General features: G+C 45.9%; 12 protein-coding genes. 7 read left to right on the top strand and 5 right to left on the bottom strand.

All coding sequences use genetic code 11. The annotated features are described in order from the left end of the window. Position 1: 1 nt before the first annotated feature. The 3 genes from C9991_RS04990 to C9991_RS04980 all read left to right on the top strand — a co-directional run bounded on the left by C9991_RS04990 (position 2) and on the right by C9991_RS04980 (position 3,990). On the top strand, positions 2 to 1,018 hold the full coding sequence (locus C9991_RS04990) for a hypothetical protein (protein WP_106811465.1): 1,017 nt from the start codon (positions 2 to 4) through the stop codon (positions 1,016 to 1,018). Between the two features lie 48 nt (positions 1,019 to 1,066). Continuing rightward, the gene (locus tag C9991_RS04985; RefSeq protein ID WP_106811464.1) at positions 1,067 to 2,530 is read left to right on the top strand and encodes a GumC domain-containing protein; all 1,464 of its coding nucleotides are present in this window, start codon (positions 1,067 to 1,069) and stop codon (positions 2,528 to 2,530) included. A gap of 173 nt (positions 2,531 to 2,703) precedes the next feature. Next, positions 2,704 to 3,990, top strand: a complete 1,287-nt coding sequence (locus tag C9991_RS04980; protein WP_106811463.1) for an IS1380 family transposase — start codon at positions 2,704 to 2,706, stop codon at positions 3,988 to 3,990. A gap of 113 nt (positions 3,991 to 4,103) precedes the next feature. On the opposite strand, the gene C9991_RS04975 is transcribed toward C9991_RS04980, so the two are convergent. Then, positions 4,104 to 5,096: an ISAon1 family transposase gene (locus C9991_RS04975; protein ID WP_106810744.1), complete on the bottom strand. Its 993-nt coding sequence runs from the start codon at positions 5,094 to 5,096 to the stop codon at positions 4,104 to 4,106. Then, positions 5,062 to 5,451, bottom strand: coding sequence for an ISAon1 family transposase N-terminal region protein (locus C9991_RS04970; RefSeq protein WP_106811462.1), 390 nt, complete (start codon positions 5,449 to 5,451; stop codon positions 5,062 to 5,064). Before C9991_RS04970 ends, C9991_RS04975 begins: the two co-directional genes overlap by 35 nt. A gap of 449 nt (positions 5,452 to 5,900) precedes the next feature. On the opposite strand from C9991_RS04970, the gene C9991_RS17250 reads away from it, so the two are divergent. Beyond that, positions 5,901 to 6,107, top strand: a complete 207-nt coding sequence (locus tag C9991_RS17250) for a two-component regulator propeller domain-containing protein (RefSeq protein ID WP_106811461.1) — start codon at positions 5,901 to 5,903, stop codon at positions 6,105 to 6,107. Continuing rightward, on the top strand, positions 6,050 to 9,916 hold the full coding sequence (locus C9991_RS04960; RefSeq protein WP_198643750.1) for a hybrid sensor histidine kinase/response regulator transcription factor: 3,867 nt from the start codon (positions 6,050 to 6,052) through the stop codon (positions 9,914 to 9,916). The genes C9991_RS17250 and C9991_RS04960 overlap by 58 nt, the downstream gene beginning before the upstream one ends. A 321-nt stretch (positions 9,917 to 10,237) precedes the next feature. Here C9991_RS04960 and C9991_RS04955 read toward each other — a convergent pair whose 3' ends face one another. After that, complete coding sequence (locus tag C9991_RS04955; protein WP_106811459.1) at positions 10,238 to 14,977, bottom strand: carboxypeptidase regulatory-like domain-containing protein; 4,740 nt, start codon at positions 14,975 to 14,977, stop codon at positions 10,238 to 10,240. Positions 14,978 to 15,205: 228 nt separating this feature from the next. Here C9991_RS04955 and C9991_RS04950 point away from each other — a divergent pair, with 228 nt between their 5' ends. Continuing rightward, positions 15,206 to 17,752, top strand: coding sequence for a M6 family metalloprotease domain-containing protein (locus C9991_RS04950; protein WP_106811458.1), 2,547 nt, complete (start codon positions 15,206 to 15,208; stop codon positions 17,750 to 17,752). Between the two features lie 15 nt (positions 17,753 to 17,767). Next, positions 17,768 to 19,570 (top strand): choice-of-anchor J domain-containing protein, encoded by a 1,803-nt coding sequence (locus C9991_RS04945; protein ID WP_106811457.1) that lies wholly within the window; start codon positions 17,768 to 17,770, stop codon positions 19,568 to 19,570. 7 nt (positions 19,571 to 19,577) lie between these two features. Here C9991_RS04945 and C9991_RS04940 read toward each other — a convergent pair whose 3' ends face one another. Both C9991_RS04940 and C9991_RS04935 read right to left on the bottom strand, forming a co-directional pair. After that, on the bottom strand, positions 19,578 to 21,329 hold the full coding sequence (locus C9991_RS04940) for a helix-turn-helix transcriptional regulator (RefSeq protein WP_106811456.1): 1,752 nt from the start codon (positions 21,327 to 21,329) through the stop codon (positions 19,578 to 19,580). 204 nt (positions 21,330 to 21,533) lie between these two features. Further along, positions 21,534 to 22,676 carry an OmpA family protein gene (locus C9991_RS04935; protein ID WP_106811455.1) on the bottom strand — a complete coding sequence of 381 codons (1,143 nt, stop codon included), beginning with the start codon at positions 22,674 to 22,676 and terminating at the stop codon, positions 21,534 to 21,536. Positions 22,677 to 22,770 lie beyond the last annotated feature (94 nt).

Genomic DNA, 22,770 nt, shown 5'->3' with positions numbered 1-22,770 from the left:
TATGAAACACTTCTTTATGACAATACTGCTTGCCTTGGCAGTGTTCTCCACACCGGCATCAGCCATAAATGTTAAGGTTAACGCCGACCCTGGCATCAACGACAAGGCTGTTATAAGCCGTATAGAGCATAATCTCTCTGCGCTGCTTACCGAGATTAACAGCGCCAAGGATGCCGACCGACCGCTTAGCTATGAAGGTCTGAATGTTAGTGCTGCGGCTAAGGAAACCCTCAACACCCTATGGGTTGTGGCACACTTCTATTGTTGCGACGACGAGGTTACCGACCGCCTATGGAACTTCCGCAAGAGTTATATGGTGCGCAGCATTCCTCTTATCATCGCTACAGACGGTGCCTATGGCGACGGCACATATCAGGAGGCTGTTGTAGAGTTTGACAAGACTGGCAATATATCCGACTTCCGTTTCTCTTTTGGCTCGCAACTTGGCGAAACTCTTGAAAAATGTTCTAAGGGCGACCCAGTTGACACCGAGCGCAAACTTGAGATATTGTCTTGGTGCGACCGCTTGCGCACAGCTTACAACGAGCACAACTTGCCGTTTATGCAGAAGATATTCTCCGACAAGGCTCTTATCATTACCGGACGCGTGGTGGAGGAAACCAACAGAGAGTTTGGTACAAGCACTCAGAAGATTGTATACAGCAAGCAGAACAAGCGCCAGTATATGCGCAACCTTGCCAATTGCTTTAAGAACAACAAATGGATTGACGTACAGTTCGACGAGGTTGGCATCGACGGTATGGACGGTGGATGCGGCACTGTTACACGTTCGGATGTAAACAAGAACTTCTATGGCGTGCGCTTGCATCAGAAGTGGCGTTCAAGCAACTATAGCGACGATGGCTATATCTTCTTGTTGTGGAACTTCACCAACAACGACAAACCGCAGATTGAGGTTCGCACATGGCAACCAGATATGCTTAATGGCAAGAAGCTCGATACCGATGAGGTATTCTCGTTGGGCGACTTCAACAACGACATTATGCAGGTTAAATAACCCTGCATTACATCACACACTGGATATAGCACAACTTAACAGTAGATAATGAACAGACATCTTTTTGTATCAATCGTTACACTCCTATCTGCATCTGCCATTCAGGCTCAAACCATAGAATGTAAGAAACAAGGGGCAGCAAGTGCTGCCGACGTTCAATCTGGTACGGCTGCCGTGCGCTTTGTGTCTACACAGGGCGATTGGGTTATTACTCCCGAGACCAACGATAAGGCTCAGCCCGTTACACGCAAGGGCAACAAGTACATTTACGATTTCAGCACACAGCTTACAGCCAATCGTGAGAGCTCTTTCCAAATGGGACGCAAGGGCAGTGCTATTACCGAACGATGCGTTGCCAAAGGCTTGCGCTCGGGATTTCGCACAACATTCGAGCTTGAGGAGATTGCCGACACATTGCGCCGTATTGAGGTGCAACACGACGATAGCCCCGGTGGCTACTTTGTTGAAGGCAAGGCTTACGTAGAATTCTCTACTTCTATTAAAGACCTTAATATCGAGTCGGCTTGGCCTAAGACCGAGAAGGCTTCGGCTACGGGTGCACGTATTGTGTCGTTTGTTATCGATGTGGCACAGCTTGACAAGATGTCTGCCGACCTTGCCAATGCACAAAAGGAGCTCGAGGCCTTGGGCGACGACTATCTCAACCCTAAGATGGACGAACTCGACAATAAGATACAAAGTCTTCAGGAACAGCTCGACCGCTATGCCGTTATTCATCTTGGAGACAATGGCATTAAGGGTGTAGACATTCAGCTTGCCGGCATCAAGGCTAAGGAGAAGCGACGCTATCCAGTTATTGCTCTTACCGATAGCTACGAAGGTCTGATACAGCAGGCTAAGGATATGTGGGACCAGCGCTCACAGCATACCGATCCTGCCTTCTATGCCAAGATATGCGAAATATACGAGAAGGCGATAAGTCATAAGGATGCGCCCAAGGACAAGCTTGATGATTTGAAGTTTGAGCTTGACATGGTTAAGTCGATACGCAAGGACTTGTTCATGGCCGAGCGATTCAGTCAGGAAATTGAGCGTGCCAAGGCTCAGTATGGCAAAGACTCCGAACAAGTGTACAAGTTTCTTGGTGGCCGATATCGTGCATTAAGTATGGTTAACGACCGATTCCCCGAAGTAGAGGGTGTAGACAAGATGCGTGCCGAGGTGCTTGAGCAGATGAAGAGCCATCCTCTCGGAACCAATGCAGAGCAGGTAACAATTACAAGACATCGCCAGCACATAACTGGACGTGCCGTAAAGGGCGAGAACTTCATTCGCGACCTACATGGAATTGGCATCTTTGCCGTAGACAGTCCCAAAGAGGTTAAAAGCTCCACCAAGCGCATGCGTCTTGGAGCGGTAAAAGCCGACGGTACATTCGACTTCTATCTGCCTAAACCCGTAGAGTACATCTACTTTGACGGCGAGACTTATCCGCGCTCTATAACCAAGGAGACATCGGATATGGGCACGATAACGTTGGAATGCAAATAATAACTAACCAATTTATAATTACAAAAACAAAAACACCCTTAATTCCGCAACACTATAGTTTAACATTATTTATAAGTGCCTGAGCAACAAAAAGTTACCCAGGATTTTGCCATGTCAGAATTTTCACTTACCTTAGTGTTGCGAAAAGAAGACAAGCAAAACTCTAATATGACATGGCAAAGATACAAATTAAATCAGAGAAACTCACTCCTTTTGGGGGAATTTTTTCGATTATGGAGCAATTTGATGCTCTTTTAGCTCAAACCATAGATTCCACCTTGGGATTGAGATGCACTATGTTTGGTTATCAATATAGCGAGATTCTACGCTCTCTGATGTGCGTATATCTTTGTGGTGGCTCATGCATTGAGGATGTTACAACTCACCTGATGAAACATTTGTCTCTTCATCCAACTCTTCGCACTTGCAGCGCAGACACCATATTACGTGCTATCGAAGAACTGACATTTAAGAGCATCACCTATAAGTCTGCTTCTGGCAAATCCTATGATTTCAATACTGCAGACAAGATGAACTGCTTACTGGTCAATGCCCTGCTTGCTACTGGTCAATTGAAATCCGGTCAAGAGTATGATTTTGACTTTGACCATCAGTTCATTGAAACAGAGAAGTATGATGCAAAACCAACCTACAAGAAGTTCTTGGGCTATAGTCCAGGCGTAGCTGTCATTAACGACATGATTGTTGGTATTGAAAATAGAGACGGCAACACAAACGTACGCTTCAACCAAAAAGAAACTTTGGAAAGAATCTTCAAGCGATTGGAGGCTTCGGAAATATATATTTCTCGTGCCCGCATGGATTGCGGCTCATGTTCGGAGGAAATCGTAGATATGGTAGAGGCTCATTGCAGGCATTTTTATATTCGTGCCAACAGATGCTCTTCTTTCTACGATTCCATGTTTGCCTTAACTGGATGGAAAACTGTTGAAATCAACGGTATTGAGTTTGAGTTGAATTCTATCCTTGTTGAGAAATGGAAAGGAAAACCGTATCGTCTTGTCATACAGAGACAAAGGCGAATAGATGGAGACCTTGACATTTGGGAAGGCGAATATACCTACAGATGTATACTGGCTAACGATTACAAGTCGAGTGCAAGAGACATCGTGGAATTCTACAATCTTCGTGGTGGCAAGGAACGCATCTTCGATGACATGAACAATGGCTTTGGCTGGAATCGATTGCCAAAATCGTTCATGGCACAGAATACTGTATTCCTGCTTATGACAGCTCTCATCAGAAACTTCTACAAAGCTATTATGCAGAGATTGAAAACCCATGAATTTGGATTGCGTGCCACCAGCAGAATCAAGACCTTTGTTTTCAAGTTCATCTCTGTTCCTGCGAAATGGATTAAGACATCACGTAGGCATGTATTGAACATTTACTCAGACAACAATGCTTATGCCAACCTGTTCAAGACAGACTTTGGTTAAAGACCATGCTTTTCTGGTTAAACCAGCGTATTACCTCAAGTCGCTTTATGGGGTAAGGGGATTTTGTGTCTGCGACATTTCTGTTGTGCAAGAAATATGGGGTCAGTGGAAATTTAGTGGGGATAAGCATAAATCTTTGCAAGTCGATACAGAAAGAACTTTTCATCAACGATACCCCTTAGTGATGCTCTGAAGGCTTTGATTTTCGCATTAAAGGATTCAGCTGCAGCATTAGATGATCTATTTTTATAAAAGTTAAGAATATCATCGTAATGTTCATAGAATGTTGCAGCAATAACATTGAAAGAACGGAAGCCAGCTTCTTCCACTTTGTTGTACCATTTAGCCATAGAAAGTCTTGCGGCATCCTTAACAGTATTTTTTGAGAAAATCATTCTCAAAGAATGCGAGAGTCCATAAGCTGTCTTCAAATCTGGATATTCTCTAAATAGGATCTCTGCTCTCTTGCTTTGTGACAGCGTCCATTTCTCTCCTGATTTGAAAAGAAGATACCTACTCCTTGCTAGCAATTCCTTTCTCGTATCTCCGTTCTCATATCGAAAAGGCACGTATTCGCGTCCTTCAAGTTTTGCATTCTCCATGTCGTCATTGGCCTCTTGTATAGCATCCCAACGATGCTTAATGCGCATTTCTTGCACAGCATCGCAAGCAAGCTTCTGTATGTGAAATCTATCAATTACTCTCATTGCTTTTGGAAAGCATGTGCGAACAATCTTTCTCATGGAGTCTGACAAATCTAATGTAACCTCCTCAACGATATTCAGAAGTGCTTCCGGTATATGCTTCAAGGCATTGATAACGTCCTCTGACTTAACACCCTTGACAATTGCAACCAGACATTGATCTTTTCCGTGTCTGTCCCTGTTGGTGACGATTGTGCGCAATTCACCGTTAGACATAGAGGTCTCGTCTATTGCCAAATTACGACCTACGTTGTCAGGAAAGACAAGCCATTCATCGGCATGTTCTAGTTCTGACCAGGTACGATAGTCACTCAAGACATCCTTGTATTGTTTATCCAACGTATTGGAGTTTACATGGTAGTATTGCTCAAGCGTACGGCAGGTCGTCGGGGATATGTCCATACGTCTCTTTTAAAAAAGCCGCAAACTCTTTCGAGTAGCGGGCTCCTGATTCGGTAACACTAATACGGTCGACAAATGTCTCTCCTGTTTCCTTGTTTCTCCATCTACGACGACGAAGTACAAGAATCACTTTATGGTCACGAATCGGAAAATCAGTTATGCGTACAGCATCCATAAAACCTTTGGCTTCGTAGTCCTCAGATTTTTGGAGATAAGCATTCATACGCTCGTCTAGATAGATGGTCATACTCATTGAGTCAATATCAGACTCATCTGTTTCTATCTTGACGATATCGAAATTGTCCAGTATTTCTTTGGGAAGAACTATACGGGCTAATTGTTCAAGCATGTTCATAATGCAAAGATACAAAATACTATGAAACAAAAAAAACATCCACAGTACTTTTCCACTGAGCCGAAATATGTACAATAAAATGAATTTTGTCGCTTTGCAAGCAAAATCCCACTAAACCCTATAGGTTGCGGATTTGAGGTTCCATTTAGCAGTAGTAAATATTTACATATTTTGATTTTCGATTGCAAATTTAGATTAAATTAAACACTCCTATCGCTTGCAATTGTACAGTCGGTATGTAGTAATTGTACGCGATTTGTTTTTTAACTTATTAAGCATACCTATTAAAGTGTTTGCGATAACACACTTTGCGAATGTTATGGCATTTATAAAAAATAAGGCCGTTAGCACCGATTAACAATGTATTTTCACTTGTTTTTTTGCTCATTTAACATAAAATATGTACTTTTACAACCACTACAACTAATAAAGACATCTACTTATTACACATGAAGTTCACGAAACGAATATTTCTAATACTAATAGCCTGCGCAATAACCACAAACATATGCGCCATACAGTTCAGACATCTGTCTATTAAGGACGGACTGTCGCAGCTATCTGTGCTGTCCATATACCAAGATAAATTAGGACGTATGTGGTTTGGCACAGAGGAGGGTATCATGTGTTCGACGGCAACAATCTCACTGCTATAAAGACTTTAAGAAACATTCCCCCCCGGAATCTTGAAGTGAGATGGATTTGCGGCGACGAGAAAGGCAATATATATTTCCAATTGGGCACCTCTATTGTATGCATCGACTTTGCCACTCAAAGCAACACGGTGCTGGTGAAAAAAGGTGTTACCACACTATGCCACCATTCGGGCAAGATTTATTACGCAAGTCGTGGCAGCGTATACATATACAATATTGCCAAGCAATCTACACACTGCATGGGGCAACTTACAAAAGACAATATCAAGGTGCTGCATATAGACAGTCGTGGCACATTATGGTTTGGCACACATAACGGCCTATTCTACTTCAACAAGAAAACCCGACGCACCACTCTATCAATCAAAGGGGTATACGTTGAGGCAATTTTTCAGGACACGAAAGGAAATATATGGGTATCGTCGCGCGACAAGGGTTGCTACCGCATATCGCCAAAGGGCAACTGCACACATTATTATACAGACGAGGATAAGGCTAAGGAAGAGAACAACAATGCCGTGCTTAACAATATAGACACACGTGTGCAAGACCATATAAGCAGCAATAATGTACGACAGATTGCCGAGGACAACCAAGGCAATATATGGATGGGTACCTTTTTCGGACTTAACCGACTCGATATCCATACTGGCAAATTTACCGTTTATAGCCATACCAACAGTCAGCAAAGCCTAAGCCATCAATCGGTGTTCCCAGTTGTAAAGGACAACCAGGGCACGCTGTGGCTGGGTACATACTATGGTGGCGTGAACTATTTTACGCCCAATAACGAGTCGTTCAGATTTGTGGCTGCCGACATCAACAACCCTTATTGCCTATCCAATGCCTTTATTGGCAATATGACTACCGACAAACGAGGCGACTTATGGGTGTGTACTGAAGGAGGCGGACTGAACTGTATAGACCACAACACACATCTTGTAAAGCGATATATGGCAAACAATACTGCCAACTCGCTGCCACAATACAACCTGAAGGCTATAGACTACGACCCTATACGCGACCAACTATACATAGGTACGTATATGGGAAGCCTATCGGTGCTGGATATAAAGACTGGAAAATTCTGTAATCTGCAGAACCTTAACCCTAAATTGGCTGAAAAGATAGGCAACCGCATCATCGACCTAAAACTGTACAACAACCAACTGTTCTTCACAACCCAAAACGGTTTGTGGACGATGAACGTCGACACATACAAAATAGAGGAAGTGAACTCCACCCTTAGGAACACGAGCGAGATGTATCTGCATATCGACCGTAAAGGCTACCTGTGGGTTGCCGACTTAAAGGGCATATACAAGATATCCATCAAGACACACCATATTGAGCACTATTACAAGGCGGGACGTGCCGGACTGGGCATAAACAACTTTAAATACATCGGCGAGGACAACCGAGGACGCATATATGTAGCATCGTCGGGAGCAGGCTTCTATCGACTTAATGAGAGTCAGCAAGCTTTCAAGGCTTTCAATACAGACAACAGCGACGTAATGAGCAACTTCTGCTATGCCTTTGCCAATATAGGCAACTATATTGTGTATAGCACCGAACGTGGCGTTGGATTGTTCAACACAATGGACGATAGTTTTCGCAACATGGAGTTTGCGCACGACTTCCAGTTGGCAGGTATCAACCGTGGTTGTGGATTGTTGGCTGTGGGCAACAATCTGTATGTAGGGGGCATCGGCGGTATGGTTGTAATGGACATAAGCAAGATATTTGCACAGAAGTCGAACAGCCGAATCTACCTATCGCAACTTGAGGTTAACGGCAAGATTTGTCTGCCCGACGACGGCACCGGAATTATAGACAAGGCAATATACCTTACCGACCATATTCACCTGAAATACGACCAGAACAACATTGCATTTCGATTTGCTACCGACGGTTATGCCAACAGCATTAGCCGTTCGATATACGAGTATCGACTGCGAGGATATGACGACAGATGGTATCAGACAGATGGCAAGAGCATTGCCTTCCCTAAGCTTCCTGCCGGAAAATATACATTGGAGATAAGAAAGAAGCCGTCGGCATGGCAGTCGGGAGGCGATGTGGCTATGCTTAGCATGTGTGTCAAGGTGTCGCCACCGCTATATCTTTCCACCTTTGCCTACATTATATATATAGGTATTATAGTGGCGTTGATATGCGCATTCTACTATTTCAAGCGGTCGCAACTGTTGCTTGAAACCTCGCTTGCCATGGAGAAGAAGGACCGACAGAACGAAGAAGCATTGAACAAAGCCAAACTGCAATTCTTTACAAGTATATCACATGAGTTCCGCACACCTTTGACTCTCATCATTGCCAAACTCGACTATGTTATGCAGAACGTGCAGCACAACTCGCTTATAGCAAAGAGTCTTAAGAGTGTAAACCAAAATGCCGGCATGATGCTGGGTTTGGTAAACGAGTTGCTCGACTTCCGCAAGATGGAACAGGGCTATACACGTCTTAGTGTGGGCAAACACAACCTTGTGGAACTGGTAAAGGACATAACAATAGGCTTTGAGGATATGGCACGCACCAAGGCTATCGACTTCAGCTTCTCGGCTACATCCGACAAGATAGAGTGTTGGTACGACCAACGACAGATGCAGAAGGTGGTGTACAACCTAATAGCCAATGCCTTTAAATACGTAAACCAGCAAAAGGGCATGATTGAGGTAAGGCTCGACCAGACCGACGAGCATACCATAATACGTGTTATAGACAATGGCATTGGCATTGCTTCTGCCGACATTGAACATATCTTTGAACGTTTCTACCAAGCCAACAACGATAACAACAGCGCTGCCACAAAACGTGGAACGGGTATCGGACTGGCTCTTGTAAAAAACATTGTGGAGCGTCATCACGGTTCGATAAACGTGCTTAGCTCTGAGGGATACGGATCTATGTTTGTTGTGGAGCTACCTAAGAGCAATAAGCTGTTCAGCAAGGACGAGATAGCCGAGGTATTGTCTCAACCGGAAACCAAAACTGCCAATAATGAGCCTACCAAGAGCGAGGGCACGGCAAAGGTATTGATTGTGGAGGACAACAACGAATTGCTCGACACGCTGCGCGACATATTCAGTCCGCTATACACGGTTATAACAGCGCACAACGGCAAGGAGGGTCTCGACATGACACGTGCCGAGAATCCCGACATTATTGTAAGCGATGTTATGATGCCGGTAATGGATGGCAGGGAGATGTGCAAGGCTATAAAGGGCGACATGTCGATAAGTCATACCCCGATATTGCTGCTTACAGCCATGAGTGCTGCCGAGCACGAGGTAGAGGGATTGCGTTGCGGTGCCGACGATTATGTGGCCAAGCCCTTCAACCCTTCGGTGCTATTGGCTCGTGTTGCTGCCCTTATGCGCATGCGCTCTATGTTGCAGCAGCGCATATCGGCAGATGGTCTGCAAATGAAGGATGCCCAGCAGTTTGCCACAAACAATCTCGACAGGGAGTTTATGCAGAAGTGCGACGAGATTGTAAGTGCTCACATTGCCGACTCGGAGCTGTCGGTAGACAATATTGCACGCATGCTGCTTATGAGTCGCACCAACTTCTACACCAAGTTTAAGGCTATAACAGGCATGACACCTAACGAGTATATACTAAGCAGACGCCTATCGGGAGCCGCCGAACATCTATGCAATAACGCCTCGGCTTCCATAGCCGATACTGCATACCTATTTGGCTTTGGCACGCCACGCTACTTCTCACAATGCTTTAAGAAACACTTTGGAATGAATCCTACGGAGTGGAGGGAGAAGAAGAAATAGAAAAAGCCTCACACCCAACCCCTCCCCAATAGGGAGGGGAGACCGTACCTCCTACTTTTAACATTCTAATTAGAATGTCATTTCACCGATAAACTTCTGTTCTAAAAACGATAACGTATTCGTAAACCGATGAATACGTATTCATCGGACAACTATAATTATAACATGAATATAATAGAGTAGGAGGTAAACACTAATTCCCGCTATTAGGGTTTACTCGGGACTTGCACCCGTTCAATGCTCTTGCCGAGCATACATACACAAAAGCCGGCCTCATCCGTAGACGAGGTCGGCTTCATCATTTAAACACGTTGCGTCGATTTACTTCACATTCACCTTCATAGTCTTTTCGCCATTCACGGTGTCAACCTTTACAACCACAACACCCGATGCACCATTGATGCGGTAAGCATTCGAGGCGATGCGTGTAAGAGGCAGACTCTTGCCGTCGGCAGCAAAGACATGCAGGTCGGTATAATTGCCATTGATGCTGACAATACCATTGTCTACAGTCACCTTAAGCTGGTTGCCGCTGATGGCATCTACACCCGAAGCAACATCAACAGTAAAGTCGATTGTGCTCATCTCGGTCTTGCCTGATGTGTAAGAAGCAAGAACACCTGCTGTATGAGTGCCATTGGCAAGTCCCTCAAACAGATAAGAGGTTTCGTCCTGCTGTGCCACCAGTTTGCCGTCAAGATATACCTCGTACAATCCATCGAGAGACGGCGAGCGCATTGGCTTGCGTGCCACACCTGCATAAGGGCTGAGATAGAACGGAGCCTGCATTGCCTCGGGCAAACCAAACTTGACATCGTCAATACGCAAGACACGCATCTGGTCGGAAGTACAATGGATGGCCACATACTTGGCCTCCTTAGGTATATCGTAGCTATACTGCATGTAATAGCTTGATGTCTGGCGAGCGTCGCCTACAGCCACGAAGCTCTCCGGACGTGCATCGGTGGTAGAATACATCACCTCAAAGGTCTCAGGATACTGGTAGTCCAAACCTGCCGCATAGAACGAGAACTTGAAGTCGCTCTTGAAGTGCAGCAGCGGAGTGATAATCCAGTCGTCGTTTGCCACCTGATAGGCAGCCCAATCGGTAAGACATTTCTCGCCGCTGTAAGCCTCAAGATTAAAGCCCTGATTCTTAACCGAAGGATTTGTGGCGCTTGCATTGAATACCATATAAGCCATTGGCGAACCAGCACCAGCCCATGTATAACTGTACACAGCACCAGTCTCGGCACCATCACCATCTATATACTGCCATCCGATAGAACCGGGAGAATTAATGGCAAAATCGGCATGATTCTCAAAGTCGTCGAAGAAGACATCCGGATAGTTCCAAGCAAATACCTTGCTGTCGGCAGTCTTGCCATCCTCCACATATAGGTTGCGTGGCTGCTTGCGGTCCTCGTCCAAGGCATAGCTTAACGAATAGCTGTCCTTACTGCTTAGATCCACCACGTCGGTCTTCTGTACAAATCCATCGAGCGAGATGCTAAGGTTGTAGTTGGCCTTCCATACATTCTCTATCTCCACGTCGCCATTCTCGTCTACCGTACCATCCGACACGTGCATACCACCACCAGCTACAAGCTGTACATGCGCACCATACGACTCGTTGTCAGGAGTGTTGGTTGTTACGTGAAGCTTAACCGTAGTGAGCATCTTGTTACCAATAGTGTCAGACACTACTGCATTGGCCACCTTGTCGCCGGTATATACAGCCTTAACGGCATATGCGTAAGAGCCCTGTGCAAGCGAAGCCCAATCAGTATCGGTGAACGAGCGTAGCTGCTGCTTCTCGGATACAAGCTGCCATGCACCCTGATTGCCAATCTCGGTAGACTTCATGCGGTATACATTGTAGCGTATACGGCTCTGGATAGTCTTAAGCATGGCAGATGTGGCAGGCTGGGCTATCTTGGTGCCTGCATATTGCTTGCTCTCAAGCTGTGGCTGTGCGCCATTGCTCTCCACATGCTTCATAAAGCGTGGAGCGGTAAACTCGGTAGCATCCTCGGCCACTGTAACAGGAGCCGCAACAGGACGGATAAGGAAGTTGTGATGATACTTAGCCGTAGATTGGTCGTCGAGATAGTAGAACTTGCCTGTTGTATAATCGGGTGTAAAGCAATTGGTGCGCTTAACGAACGGATAGCGCTGGCTGTCGCCGTCGCCGTCGATACCTACGAGCAGATAGTCGTAGTAAGACAGGGCAATATAGTATCCATTAGGAGCATCTACCGGAGCAGGCAGCGTGTACGAGTTCCACTGACCGTCTGTTGCCGGCACATAAGTATTCTTATACAATTCCTTGGTTGTAGGCTCGCCATTCTCGTCAAGGTCGAAGATTGTAAGCTGCACACTGTAGTGGGTAACAGTTGACGTGCCGTCGATATAGAACTGCACGCCGCTAACAATAGAAGGCTCGCGCTTAACGACACCAAACATAGTGTTTGAGTTGCCGCCATTAACACCAACGGCAGTAGTCAATGTACCGTCGTCGATGCGCTGTACAACGGGGTCGTTGGCAGGAGCAGTCCACGAAACCTCAGCCTTGTCGGCAGCAGCATCAACCTTTACCTTCTGCACAGGCTTCACGTTGTCATCAAGAGTTATTATGCCAAGATCCACATCGGCATCAACACCAAAGTTGTGCTTAGCCTCAACATACTTGTTCTTGTTTACGGCAACAGAGTAGTTGGCATTCTTGTATACAGAGACTATAGAGAATATACCCTCGGCATCGGTAGTGGCTTCCTTCTCGTCGTAACCGCTAAGGGCAACGTCGGCACCAGCAACTGGATCGCCTGCAACATCCTTTACCACGCCCTTTATGGTGTATGTAGGCAAAGCCTTAAGGTTGAAGTTGAGCGTGGTGGTGGCCAATTCCTCAACATCCACATCCTGCTGCTGGTCCTCATATCCCTTTGCTATGATGTTGACAGTATGCTTGCCCTGGGGCAGATACTTCAGCGTATAAGCTCCATTGGCATCGGTAGTAGCAGCAAAGGCACCTGCATCAGCATACACAGCAGCACCCGCTATAGGCGAGCCATCGGTGTTGAGAGCCTTGCCACTGACGTAGCCTTCGTGGTCTTCGTCCACCCTTACATTGTTTACCGTTAGCATGTAGTTGGCACTCATATACGAGCGGTAGAACAGGCCAAGGTTATAGTCGCCAGTGGTCTTTACCATCGGAAGATTGGTGCGAAGGCTTACCACGGCATCCGACACAATGTCAAACTGGTCGATGCTGTCCTGAGCGTTGATGTCGCTGCCCTGTCCCATAGACACGGCAATAGTCTCTACCACCTTCTTGCTGCCAGGCTGGGCATCGAACGTTAGCTTATAATGTTTGCCAGCCTCAAGGCGCACACGCGGAGATATAAGCCAGTCGGCAGCAGCCATATTGTCGTAGTTGTAGCTTACGTAGGCTCCAGCCATGCTGTTCCATTGTGCAGGCTGATATGCCCAGGTGCTATTGTTGCCGTTGGCATCTATTACAGTCCAAAGATTGAACTGGTCGTTGTCGGCAAAACCTATTGTAGAAGGAACCTCAATAGCTGGTCCAGCCACAATGGGCTCGGTCCAGATAGAGTCGCTAGCATACTTCTCTGTATGTGCCACAACAGCATACTTGTACTTGGCAATCTTGTCAAGGCTGTTGTCGGCATAGCTGTTTGCCATGATGCCTTGGGCTATCCTTGTGCCCTGGGTGTCGCTGTTGGCAAAGCGTATTACGTCGTAGGTAAGGGCATCGGTATTGATATACGAATCGAGCTTGCCCTTTGTAGGAGCTGTCCACGACAACGAGGTGCCATCGCCATTGACCGCTGCCTTAAAGTCGCTAACGCCAAGCGGGTCGCCATTGCCAATGTATGCACTGGTGCTGGCACGGTCGCCACGGCCCATATCGTTGCCTGGCACAATCTTGTATGTATAATATCCACGCTCGGTAATACTGTTGTCGGTCCATGTCTGATGTCCGCCAATGGCAGGATTGACAATAGAGTCAACCTTCACACCGTCGCGATATACCAGCACATAATCGAGGTCTTCAAGGGTGCCGTCACGTCCGTATGTCTTGGCAGGGTTGTCCCAATTTAGTGTTGCGCTTAAAGCTCCTGCCATGCCGCGGTTGATGGCAAGGTTCTGCACCTTGGCAGGGGCGCTGGCAGCTGCTACAGTAAAGGGAACATTTATGCCATGGATAGCGTTGTAGGCAGATGTAAGAGCGGCAAACTTGGTGACGTGAGCCGTCTTGGTATCTATCTGCACAAGCTCGTAGCCCCACTGGCTTGTACCCCAATTGTAATAGGTGAAACGCATAAAGAGGCGATTGGTGTCCTCGTCGAAGAAGAGGTCGTCGCCAGTATACATAAAGGCAGAGCCTGGATTGTAGTCGAGCGTGCCTATGTACTGGCACAAGCCAGTGTGCTGGTTAATCTTGTAGAGGGCACCCCAATAGCTCACGCCATAAAAGTCGCCGTCGTAGTTGCTTGTCATTACGTGTATATTCTCGCTCTTGCTGTTGGCCTTGGCAGCCTCGCAATAGGTGTCGAAGGTTAGCCGTTGTGTGGTCTTGATGGTACCGTTGTCGAGGTCTACGGTTACAAGCGAGCTACCACCGTTGAAGAAATCGAGACCATACATAGTCTGCGACTGATAGTCGTAAGCCATGCTACCGGCTATGGCTCCCTTGAACGTGGCTCCATAGTCGGCAATCATTCTTGTGTTTTTCGATTCCATGTCGTAGGCATACAGAGCGTTCACCTTATAGCCGTTGTACACCTGCGAGTAGTCTATATAATAATAGGTGTCGCCAAGCAGGTAGCCGGTGGAGATGCGGTCGGCATTAAGGGACTGCACAAGGTTGAAGTTCTTGATGGTGTCGCCCAATTCGAACGAGTAGAGACCAATACCCAACTCCTGATTGTCGCTAACGGCATAGCCAGTCTTGTCGTCAAAGGCGTAGGCTGTGGTGCCTAACGTCGTAAGGGCAAGACTGAATGCCAGCAGAGATGAATGTAATTTGTACCTCATACTTTAATTTTTTAAGATTAATAATGTGTTGTTTACTTTATGTTTTCGATTGCAAATTTATAAATAAAAAGATGTTATAAGTAACATATTGACACAAAAATACACGTTGTTAGTTTTTGTCTATACTATTTTAAGACATATCAGTGTGATTTTGTCAAAAATTATAAAGTCTATAATAATAACAATGTGTAACTTTGCAATCGTAAAAACAAGATAAAATCAATCGATATGAAAAAGTTTACTACTCTTGCTGCTTCCCTACTATTGGGAGCGATGTCAATGCAGGCAGTACCTGCCTATCGAGGTGCGATAAAGGCCAAACAGCCCGACGGCACTACCATTACATTATATATGCAGGGCGATGAATACAGCCATAAGTGCGTGTCGGTGGATGGCTATCAGCTAATACAAGACGCCCAAGGTGCCTATCGTTATGCCAGTCTGAACAGCGACAATACGCTTACTTGTGCCAATTCGCCAATAGCACACAACCCAATAGACCGCAAAGCAAGCGAAACTAAATATGTAGGCACACTGACATTAGCAAAGGACATGCCTAATGCGAACACAACAAAATATAAGATTTGCAAATCGCCTTCGCAAAGAAAAATAGGTATGGGAACCATGTCACGCTATCAAGTTGGCAATTATCCTACTATAGGCGAAGGCAAGTGTCTGGTGTTGCTTGTAGAGTTTAGCGATGTTAAGTTTACATACGACAAAGACTACCATTCGCGTATGCTCAATGAAGAGGGATTCAGTGACAATGGAGCAACAGGCAGTGCACGCGACTACTATATGGCACAATCGGGAGGTAAGTTTAAGCCAACATTTGACGTTGTAGGACCAATAACCCTTACACGTTCTGAACGCTACTATGGCCAAGACGATGTTATACAAGGCAAAGACGTCAACGTAAGCAAGATGATAAGCGAAGCCTGCAAACTTGCAAAAGAAAAGTATGACGTAGACTTCTCGCAGTATGACGGCGACAACGACGGCAAAGTGGATATGGTGTACGTTATCTTTGCAGGCTACGGACAGCATGCAGGTGGAGGCGACAACACTATATGGCCACACAAGTACCAGCTGACATCGTATGGCGAGAGACTGACACTCGACGATAAGCTTATCGACACATACGCATGCTCGTCGGAACTATTTGGCTACACGGGAGCCGTTTCATCAGGTATCGGTACATTGTGCCATGAGTTTGGACATGTGCTTGGGCTTGCCGACCATTACGACACAACAGATGCCACCAACTACCAACTAGGACGCTACGACATAATGGACTACGGTCCATACAACAACGACGGCAATACACCGCCAAGCTATAATGCCTTTGAGCGCACGACACTGGGATGGATGACTCCAGACGAGATAGACGAGCGCACCGCTGGTGTTACACTCGAGAATATTGCCACAAGCAATAAGGCCTATATGATAAAGACATCGAACCCGGACGAATTCTATCTGCTGGAAAACAGACAGCAAACCGGATGGGACTCGTATATAATGAGTAGCGGACTGATGATAACACATGTGGACTTTAATGAAAAGACGTGGCTTAACAATACTCTGAACACAGACAGCAGTCATCCACACTTCTATCTGGTAGAGGCAGACAACGAGAAGGGATACGACGTCCTACTTGAAAAGGAAACGGAGAAGGGCGACTTATTCCCCTATGGCACTCACGACAGTTTTACCGACAATACCATTCCTGCCGCCAAGCCTTATACGGGCGAGACACTTAACAAATGGGTGACTAATATAGAGAACAAGGACGGCATTGTGAGCTTCAACTTCATGGCAAACCAACTTGCAAAGCCAGAAGGACTGAAGATAGAGAATGTAGGAGGAATGAACTTCTGCGCGTCATGGAATGACGATGAGGAGGCTATGAGCTATGACGTTATGCTGAAACGCCTGGAGTATAAATCGGAACAGCAATATGCCGACCGCGAGAACTTTGACCGCATGACAGCCGGAACAGATGCCATTGCAGACAGAACAGCCATCGACAACCAACTGGACGACTATATGGACACAAAGGGCTATACCGGAAACAACGTGTATCAGGCAGGCGGATGGTGCCAGATAGGAAAAGAAGGTCAAGGCGGAAGTCTTACTACACCCACATTCAACATGAAGAGATACAACGGCGAATATGCCGTTGCCATAACAGTGAAGGCACCTACCGGCAAGCAACCAGTGCTAAGCGTAAGCTCTAACGGACAGACAGGCAAGACACGTATCAACAGTGTTGTGCGCACGTATCTATTTAAATTTAAGGGTGGAATATCCAAGACAGACATCACCATATCGACAAACAGCGAGCGTGCATTGATAGACCGCATTGATATCTGCAGAGGAGACGCTAAGGATATTGCAACAGGAGCCAAGGAAGTGGCAGTAAGCGGAGTGCCGGCACAAACAGAAGGAGATGTAGAGGACAACGAATTTGTAACAGCAGAAACAAAGACATTTGAGAATGTGGGCAACTACAAATACACGTTCGAGAATCTGCTGCCAAACACATTCTATGCCGTTGCGGTGAAGGCTAATGGCGACAACGGATCGTCTAAGTATTCGGACGACCTCGTTTTCAACACAGCAGAGGTTACAGCCATCAAGAATGTGGAGACTAATACATATCAAGGCGACAAGGCAATATTCAGCATTGACGGCATACGCACCAACAGCCTCGACCGTCCAGGTGTGTACATCATTAAAGAGAACGGAACGACAAGAAAGATTATTGTAAGATAATAAAAACACAACATTATGGAAAAGAAGGTTATTTTTGCACTCGCGACATTGCTCACAGCAAGCAATGTGAATGCACAGGATACGTATTTTGCAACATCGTTTGAAGACGGCATACCATCATCGTTCACACTTCACGATGTGGACCAGCGCACTCCTTCTAGCGATATGCAGAAAATAGGCTTTGCCGTAGGCACTCCATGGATTGACATCCTGGAGCCTGACGGCAACGGCAACCATATAGCCTGCAGTACATCATGGTATAAGAACGCCGGTAAATCGAACGACTGGATGGTGACTGAAGGTATTGAGATAAAGTCGGAGAAAACCGTACTGCGCTGGCGCTCGCGCGCCAGTGACAAGGATTATCGCGACGGCATGGCGGTGTATGTATCTGAAAAAGGCACCAATGTGGACGACTTTGACACATCGACACCAGTGTATCAAGCAAAGAAAGAAAACTATACGTGGATCGAACACACAGTAGACCTCGGTGCATATAAAGGCAAAAAAGTATACATTGCCTTTGTTAATAACTCGACCGACGCCAACTGTCTGTATGTGGACGACATATTTGTAGGCGTGCCTTCTAAAGTAAATATATCACTTGACCTGGCAAGAGTGAGCAAGACATACGGCGACATCGTAGTATCGGGCAATGCCTTTGCCACAGACAAACAGAGCCATAAAGGGTTCAGCGTGGGCTATCGTGTCAACGGCAAGACTGTGGAACAGAAATTTGATCAAACAATTACGGCTGATGGAAAGACCGCCTTTACACTAGACACTCCGCTGCATATCGAACGTAACCAAACTCTCGACTACGACGCATGGATAAAGTGCGACGGTGACAGTACTGGTATCAGTTCTAAAGTATCGGCATATCCGCTGAAACTTGTGTCTGAAGAAGTGACCGGAACATGGTGCGGTTATTGCATCAGGGGCATTGTAGGTATGAAGACGATGAACGAGAAATATCCCGACACCTTTATAGGAATAGCCATACACAACGACAGCAACAAAAAATGGCCTGACGCTATGGCTGCAGGTGTGGAAGACTATCACGACTATATATACAATTCGTGTGGTATCACCGGTTATCCACACTGCGTATTCAGCCGCAATCCGAACTATTCTATAGACCCACAATATATGGAAAAATGCTATACAGCCATAATGAGTGAGGCAGACAACTATACGGGTATAGAGCTGAAGGCTCAATACAACAAGAATACAGGCAAGATAGACACCAACACCGATATCTACTTTGCCAAGAAACAAAGCAACACCAACTATAAACTGGCATACGTTATTGTAGAAAACAATGTACACCGCACTCATGCTGAACTTGGACTTGCAGAAAATGAGCCATCTGGCTACGACCAGAACAACTACTATGGCAACAATGCACAAGGTGTAGAAATGGGCGGTTACGAGAAGATGGGATCAACGGTTAGAGCTGAGCAGATATGGTATAATGATGTGGCCCGCTCCATATATCCTACCCCACAAGGAGAGGAAGGCATCATTCCTGCAGATATAGCCGAAGGCGACCACTTCTCGAACGAAGTTTCATTGGACATTCCTACAAATGTGCTGAACAGCGCCAACACCGAGGTTATTGTGCTACTTCTTGAGAAGAACGGTATTATTGTAAATGCTGACAAAGTGAAAATCGAGGGTATTGAGACTGGCATTGAGGAAGTGGCCAACAATAATACAATTGACACCAATGCCTACTACAACCTTCAAGGTATGCGTGTGGCAAAGGGTACCAAAGGCCTGCTGATACACTCTGGAAAGAAGTGTATCAACAAGTAAGCCTCTTTTATATTCTTCTTAAATATTCATCTAAGCTATCGCCTCGCTGCAAGCCAAGCTTCTTGCGCAGGCGATAGCGATTTGTATTTATACTCTCAGGACTGACAGACAGCATCTCGGCAATCTGCTTGGCTCGCATACCGATGCTGATATACGCGCAAAGGCGCAACTCATTCTCGGTTAACTTATTGTTCTGCTCCTTAAGCTTAACAAAGAAATTGGGATGTACGTTATCGAAATGCAGCTTAAAGCGCTGCCACTCGTCGTCGTTTTTAAGGCTGTCGCCAATAACGGCATTCACCTGTGTAACAAACTCAGACGGTAGCTTACCCTCGTCGTAATAGTTCTTGGCAATGGCACTAATCTGCTGCAACACCTCGTTTTTATTGGCAAGAAGCAAGGTTGACGAGCTTATCTCGCAATCCTTCTGCTTGATATCGTGCTCAAAATTCTTGCGGTTCACACTATATATCAATGCCTCCTGACGCAGAGAGTTGCGCAATTCGCGATTCTCTATGCGGCGTATCTTATATCTCTGCCAAAAATAGACAAACACTACGGCAGCCACAAGCAAGAGCACCACCAGCAGCAACACGGCAACATACACCATACGTCGGCTAAGCTCGGCATCTTGCTCAAGAAGTTTCATTGTGTCGTTCTGACGTGCAATGGCCTCGCGTGCACGTGTCTTTGGCACCTCCTGCTTCATCACCTCGTTTACATTGCGCTGATACTCCTCCATGTATAAGCGTAGGTAGCGATAGCTTTCGGCCTTATTGCCAAGGCTCTCGTTAATTTGCCACATTATATTATATATATCGGCAAGAAACTTCTCTCCCTTGAGCATATCTGCCTTGGCGAGAATATTGTCGAGCAACGCCTTTGCCTCGATATACTGCTTCTTATGATAGAGCAATTTGGCATAATCAATATTCACAAGAGTGTGAAACACAAAATTATTGGGAGCTTTATCCTTCAATATGCCAAATGCTTGACCTAAATAATACTCTGCCTTTTGAAGCTTGCCACTATTGATACATATATTGCCAAGTGCATTGAAGGCTTGTACTGTCATTCCCCAATCGTTGGCTCCACCACTATTTGTGGATAGCTCATAGTACTTTAGTTTGTCGTGAGACGAATCTGAAAGCTGGGCCATAAAGAAATAGATGCGGTTGAGGGTGAAACCTGCCTTCTGATAATTCTCGCGTGCCGGTTTGAGCATAAGGCGTGCATTGTCTGGGTCGTTAATGTCGCTGAACAGTTGCACCATAAGCAGATAGGCATTGCCAAGGAAATAGGCATCGTCGTATTTCTCGAACACAGATATGGTGGACTTCAGCAAGTTGTAGGCCTTAAGATACTGGCATTGTCGCTCGTAGTTGCCAGCAAGTTGGTAATCTATACGTGCAAGGTCGTAGTCGTATTGGGCATCACACTTTGCCCGAGCCTGCTCGAGCAACCTTATACATTCCTTACTATCTGCAGCCATCTGCATGGCACGCACACGCCAATACAATGCACGGCATTGTAATTGGGTGTCGCCTCTTTGAGATGCAATATGACACAGTGAGTCTATCCAAGCCACATTGATATGCTCACGTTTGTTGTCATAATCAAGACGGTCGACACGGGCTGCTATTTCATCAAATTGCTTGTCTACTGGCTTGAAAATGTATCTATACGCATTGGCAAAAAGAGCAATGCAAAGCAAAACGGCTGTAAGGGCAAACCGTATTGCATTATGACGTATTCTCATATCTTATAGTTTTGCGACGTTGGTCAAAAGCACATGAATTAAAATTATTCCGCAAAAGTAATGCAAAATGCTGACAATTCCAAATTTTTGGCATTGGCTTGGAATAATATATAAAAAAAAGATGGCACACTTCCAATACATGGAAGTGTGCCATCATTATTTTTTTATGCTATCTGCCTTAGAAGGCAGACCGAGCGCATGTTATTAGTCAGCGATCTTAACAGTAGCGCGACGGTTGTAAGAAACTGGTGAGAGGTCCTTAACACCACCCTTGCCCTCGGTTGTGATCTGGTCGCGGCTAACGCCCATCTTAACAAGCTCGTTGGCAACAGTCTCTGCACGACGCTCAGAAAGCTTCTGGTTGTAAGCAGCAGAACCAGTAGCGCTATCAGCGTAGCCAGTAACTACGAGGTTAACGTTGTTCTCCTTAGCGTAATCGGCAAGACCCTTAACATTTACGAGGTCCTTGCGAGAAGCAACTTTAGCCTTGTTGATGTTGAAGAATACTGACATAGGAGCGTTGCTGTAGTTCTTAACAGATGCAGGAGCCTCATTCTTCTTCTCTGCAAGGAGGTTCTTAAGGCGAGCGTTCTCTGAGTTAGCATCGTTGAGCTGTGCGTTAAGAGCATCGATCTGGCTCTGTGAGAGGGCCTTGATAGCGTCTACGTCTGGAGTCTTCTCCCATGTAGCCTTGCCAAGGTTGAATGTAAGACCTACCTCAGCATAGAGGCGATTGTCCTTGCCTTCCCATATGCGGCTACCCTTGCCAGCTGAGATACCGTCGAAGTCCTCCTCAGCATAGTTCCAACCAAGCTCGAAGTTGATGCCAACCTTGTTGCTTACGCGGAATGTGTTGAGAATACCGAACGAGAGGTTCATAGCGTAGTTGTTGTCGCTGCAGTTACGGTTGATACCACCACCGAGGAAAGGAACAAAGTTCCAAACACGCTCAGGGTTGTAGCCATAAAGCATATTGCTGAGGTTGAAGAGAACGTTCTCGTTAAGTGTCCACATTTTACGTGTGTGCTTAACGTCATCGTATACCTGACGGCCCCAAACACCCTGGAACTTGGTACGAAGACCGAGACCTGGTGTGAACCACTTACCTACTGCTACAGAGAAACCAGGAACGGCGCGGAAACCCTTGAATGGGCTGTGTGAAAGACCCTGTCCGTGCTCCTCGTTAGAATAATAAGCATTCCAATCAGCACCTACCTGAATAAACCAATTGCTCCAGAATGAATTAGTTGCAACGCTGTACTTCTGTACAGGATCTGTGGTTGTCTCCTGAGCGCTAGCACCCATTGTCAAGCCACACATTGCCAAAACAATTAATAACTTTTTCATAACCTTTTTTATTTAACAATCAATATTTATCTGTTTCGAAAGGGCATACTGCCCCCTTTAATTCGCCACAAAGGTACTAATAAAAACTAAATCG

The sequence above is a fragment of the Prevotella merdae genome (genome assembly GCF_900290275.1).
Taxonomy (GTDB): domain Bacteria; phylum Bacteroidota; class Bacteroidia; order Bacteroidales; family Bacteroidaceae; genus Prevotella; species Prevotella merdae.
Note: the sequence above shows the minus strand (reverse complement) of the source record. Positions and strands in the feature narration are given on the sequence as shown.

Coding starts and splice junctions, on each gene's coding strand:
- C9991_RS04990 (WP_106811465.1), top strand. CDS start 2: ATGAAACACTTCTTTATGACAATACTGCTTGCCTTGGCAGTGTTCTCC.
- C9991_RS04955 (WP_106811459.1), bottom strand. CDS start 14,977: ATGAGGTACAAATTACATTCATCTCTGCTGGCATTCAGTCTTGCCCTT.
- C9991_RS04975 (WP_106810744.1), bottom strand. CDS start 5,096: ATGGACATATCCCCGACGACCTGCCGTACGCTTGAGCAATACTACCAT.
- C9991_RS04985 (WP_106811464.1), top strand. CDS start 1,067: ATGAACAGACATCTTTTTGTATCAATCGTTACACTCCTATCTGCATCT.
- C9991_RS04970 (WP_106811462.1), bottom strand. CDS start 5,451: ATGAACATGCTTGAACAATTAGCCCGTATAGTTCTTCCCAAAGAAATA.
- C9991_RS17250 (WP_106811461.1), top strand. CDS start 5,901: ATGAAGTTCACGAAACGAATATTTCTAATACTAATAGCCTGCGCAATA.
- C9991_RS04940 (WP_106811456.1), bottom strand. CDS start 21,329: ATGAGAATACGTCATAATGCAATACGGTTTGCCCTTACAGCCGTTTTG.
- C9991_RS04980 (WP_106811463.1), top strand. CDS start 2,704: ATGGCAAAGATACAAATTAAATCAGAGAAACTCACTCCTTTTGGGGGA.
- C9991_RS04950 (WP_106811458.1), top strand. CDS start 15,206: ATGAAAAAGTTTACTACTCTTGCTGCTTCCCTACTATTGGGAGCGATG.
- C9991_RS04935 (WP_106811455.1), bottom strand. CDS start 22,676: ATGAAAAAGTTATTAATTGTTTTGGCAATGTGTGGCTTGACAATGGGT.
- C9991_RS04945 (WP_106811457.1), top strand. CDS start 17,768: ATGGAAAAGAAGGTTATTTTTGCACTCGCGACATTGCTCACAGCAAGC.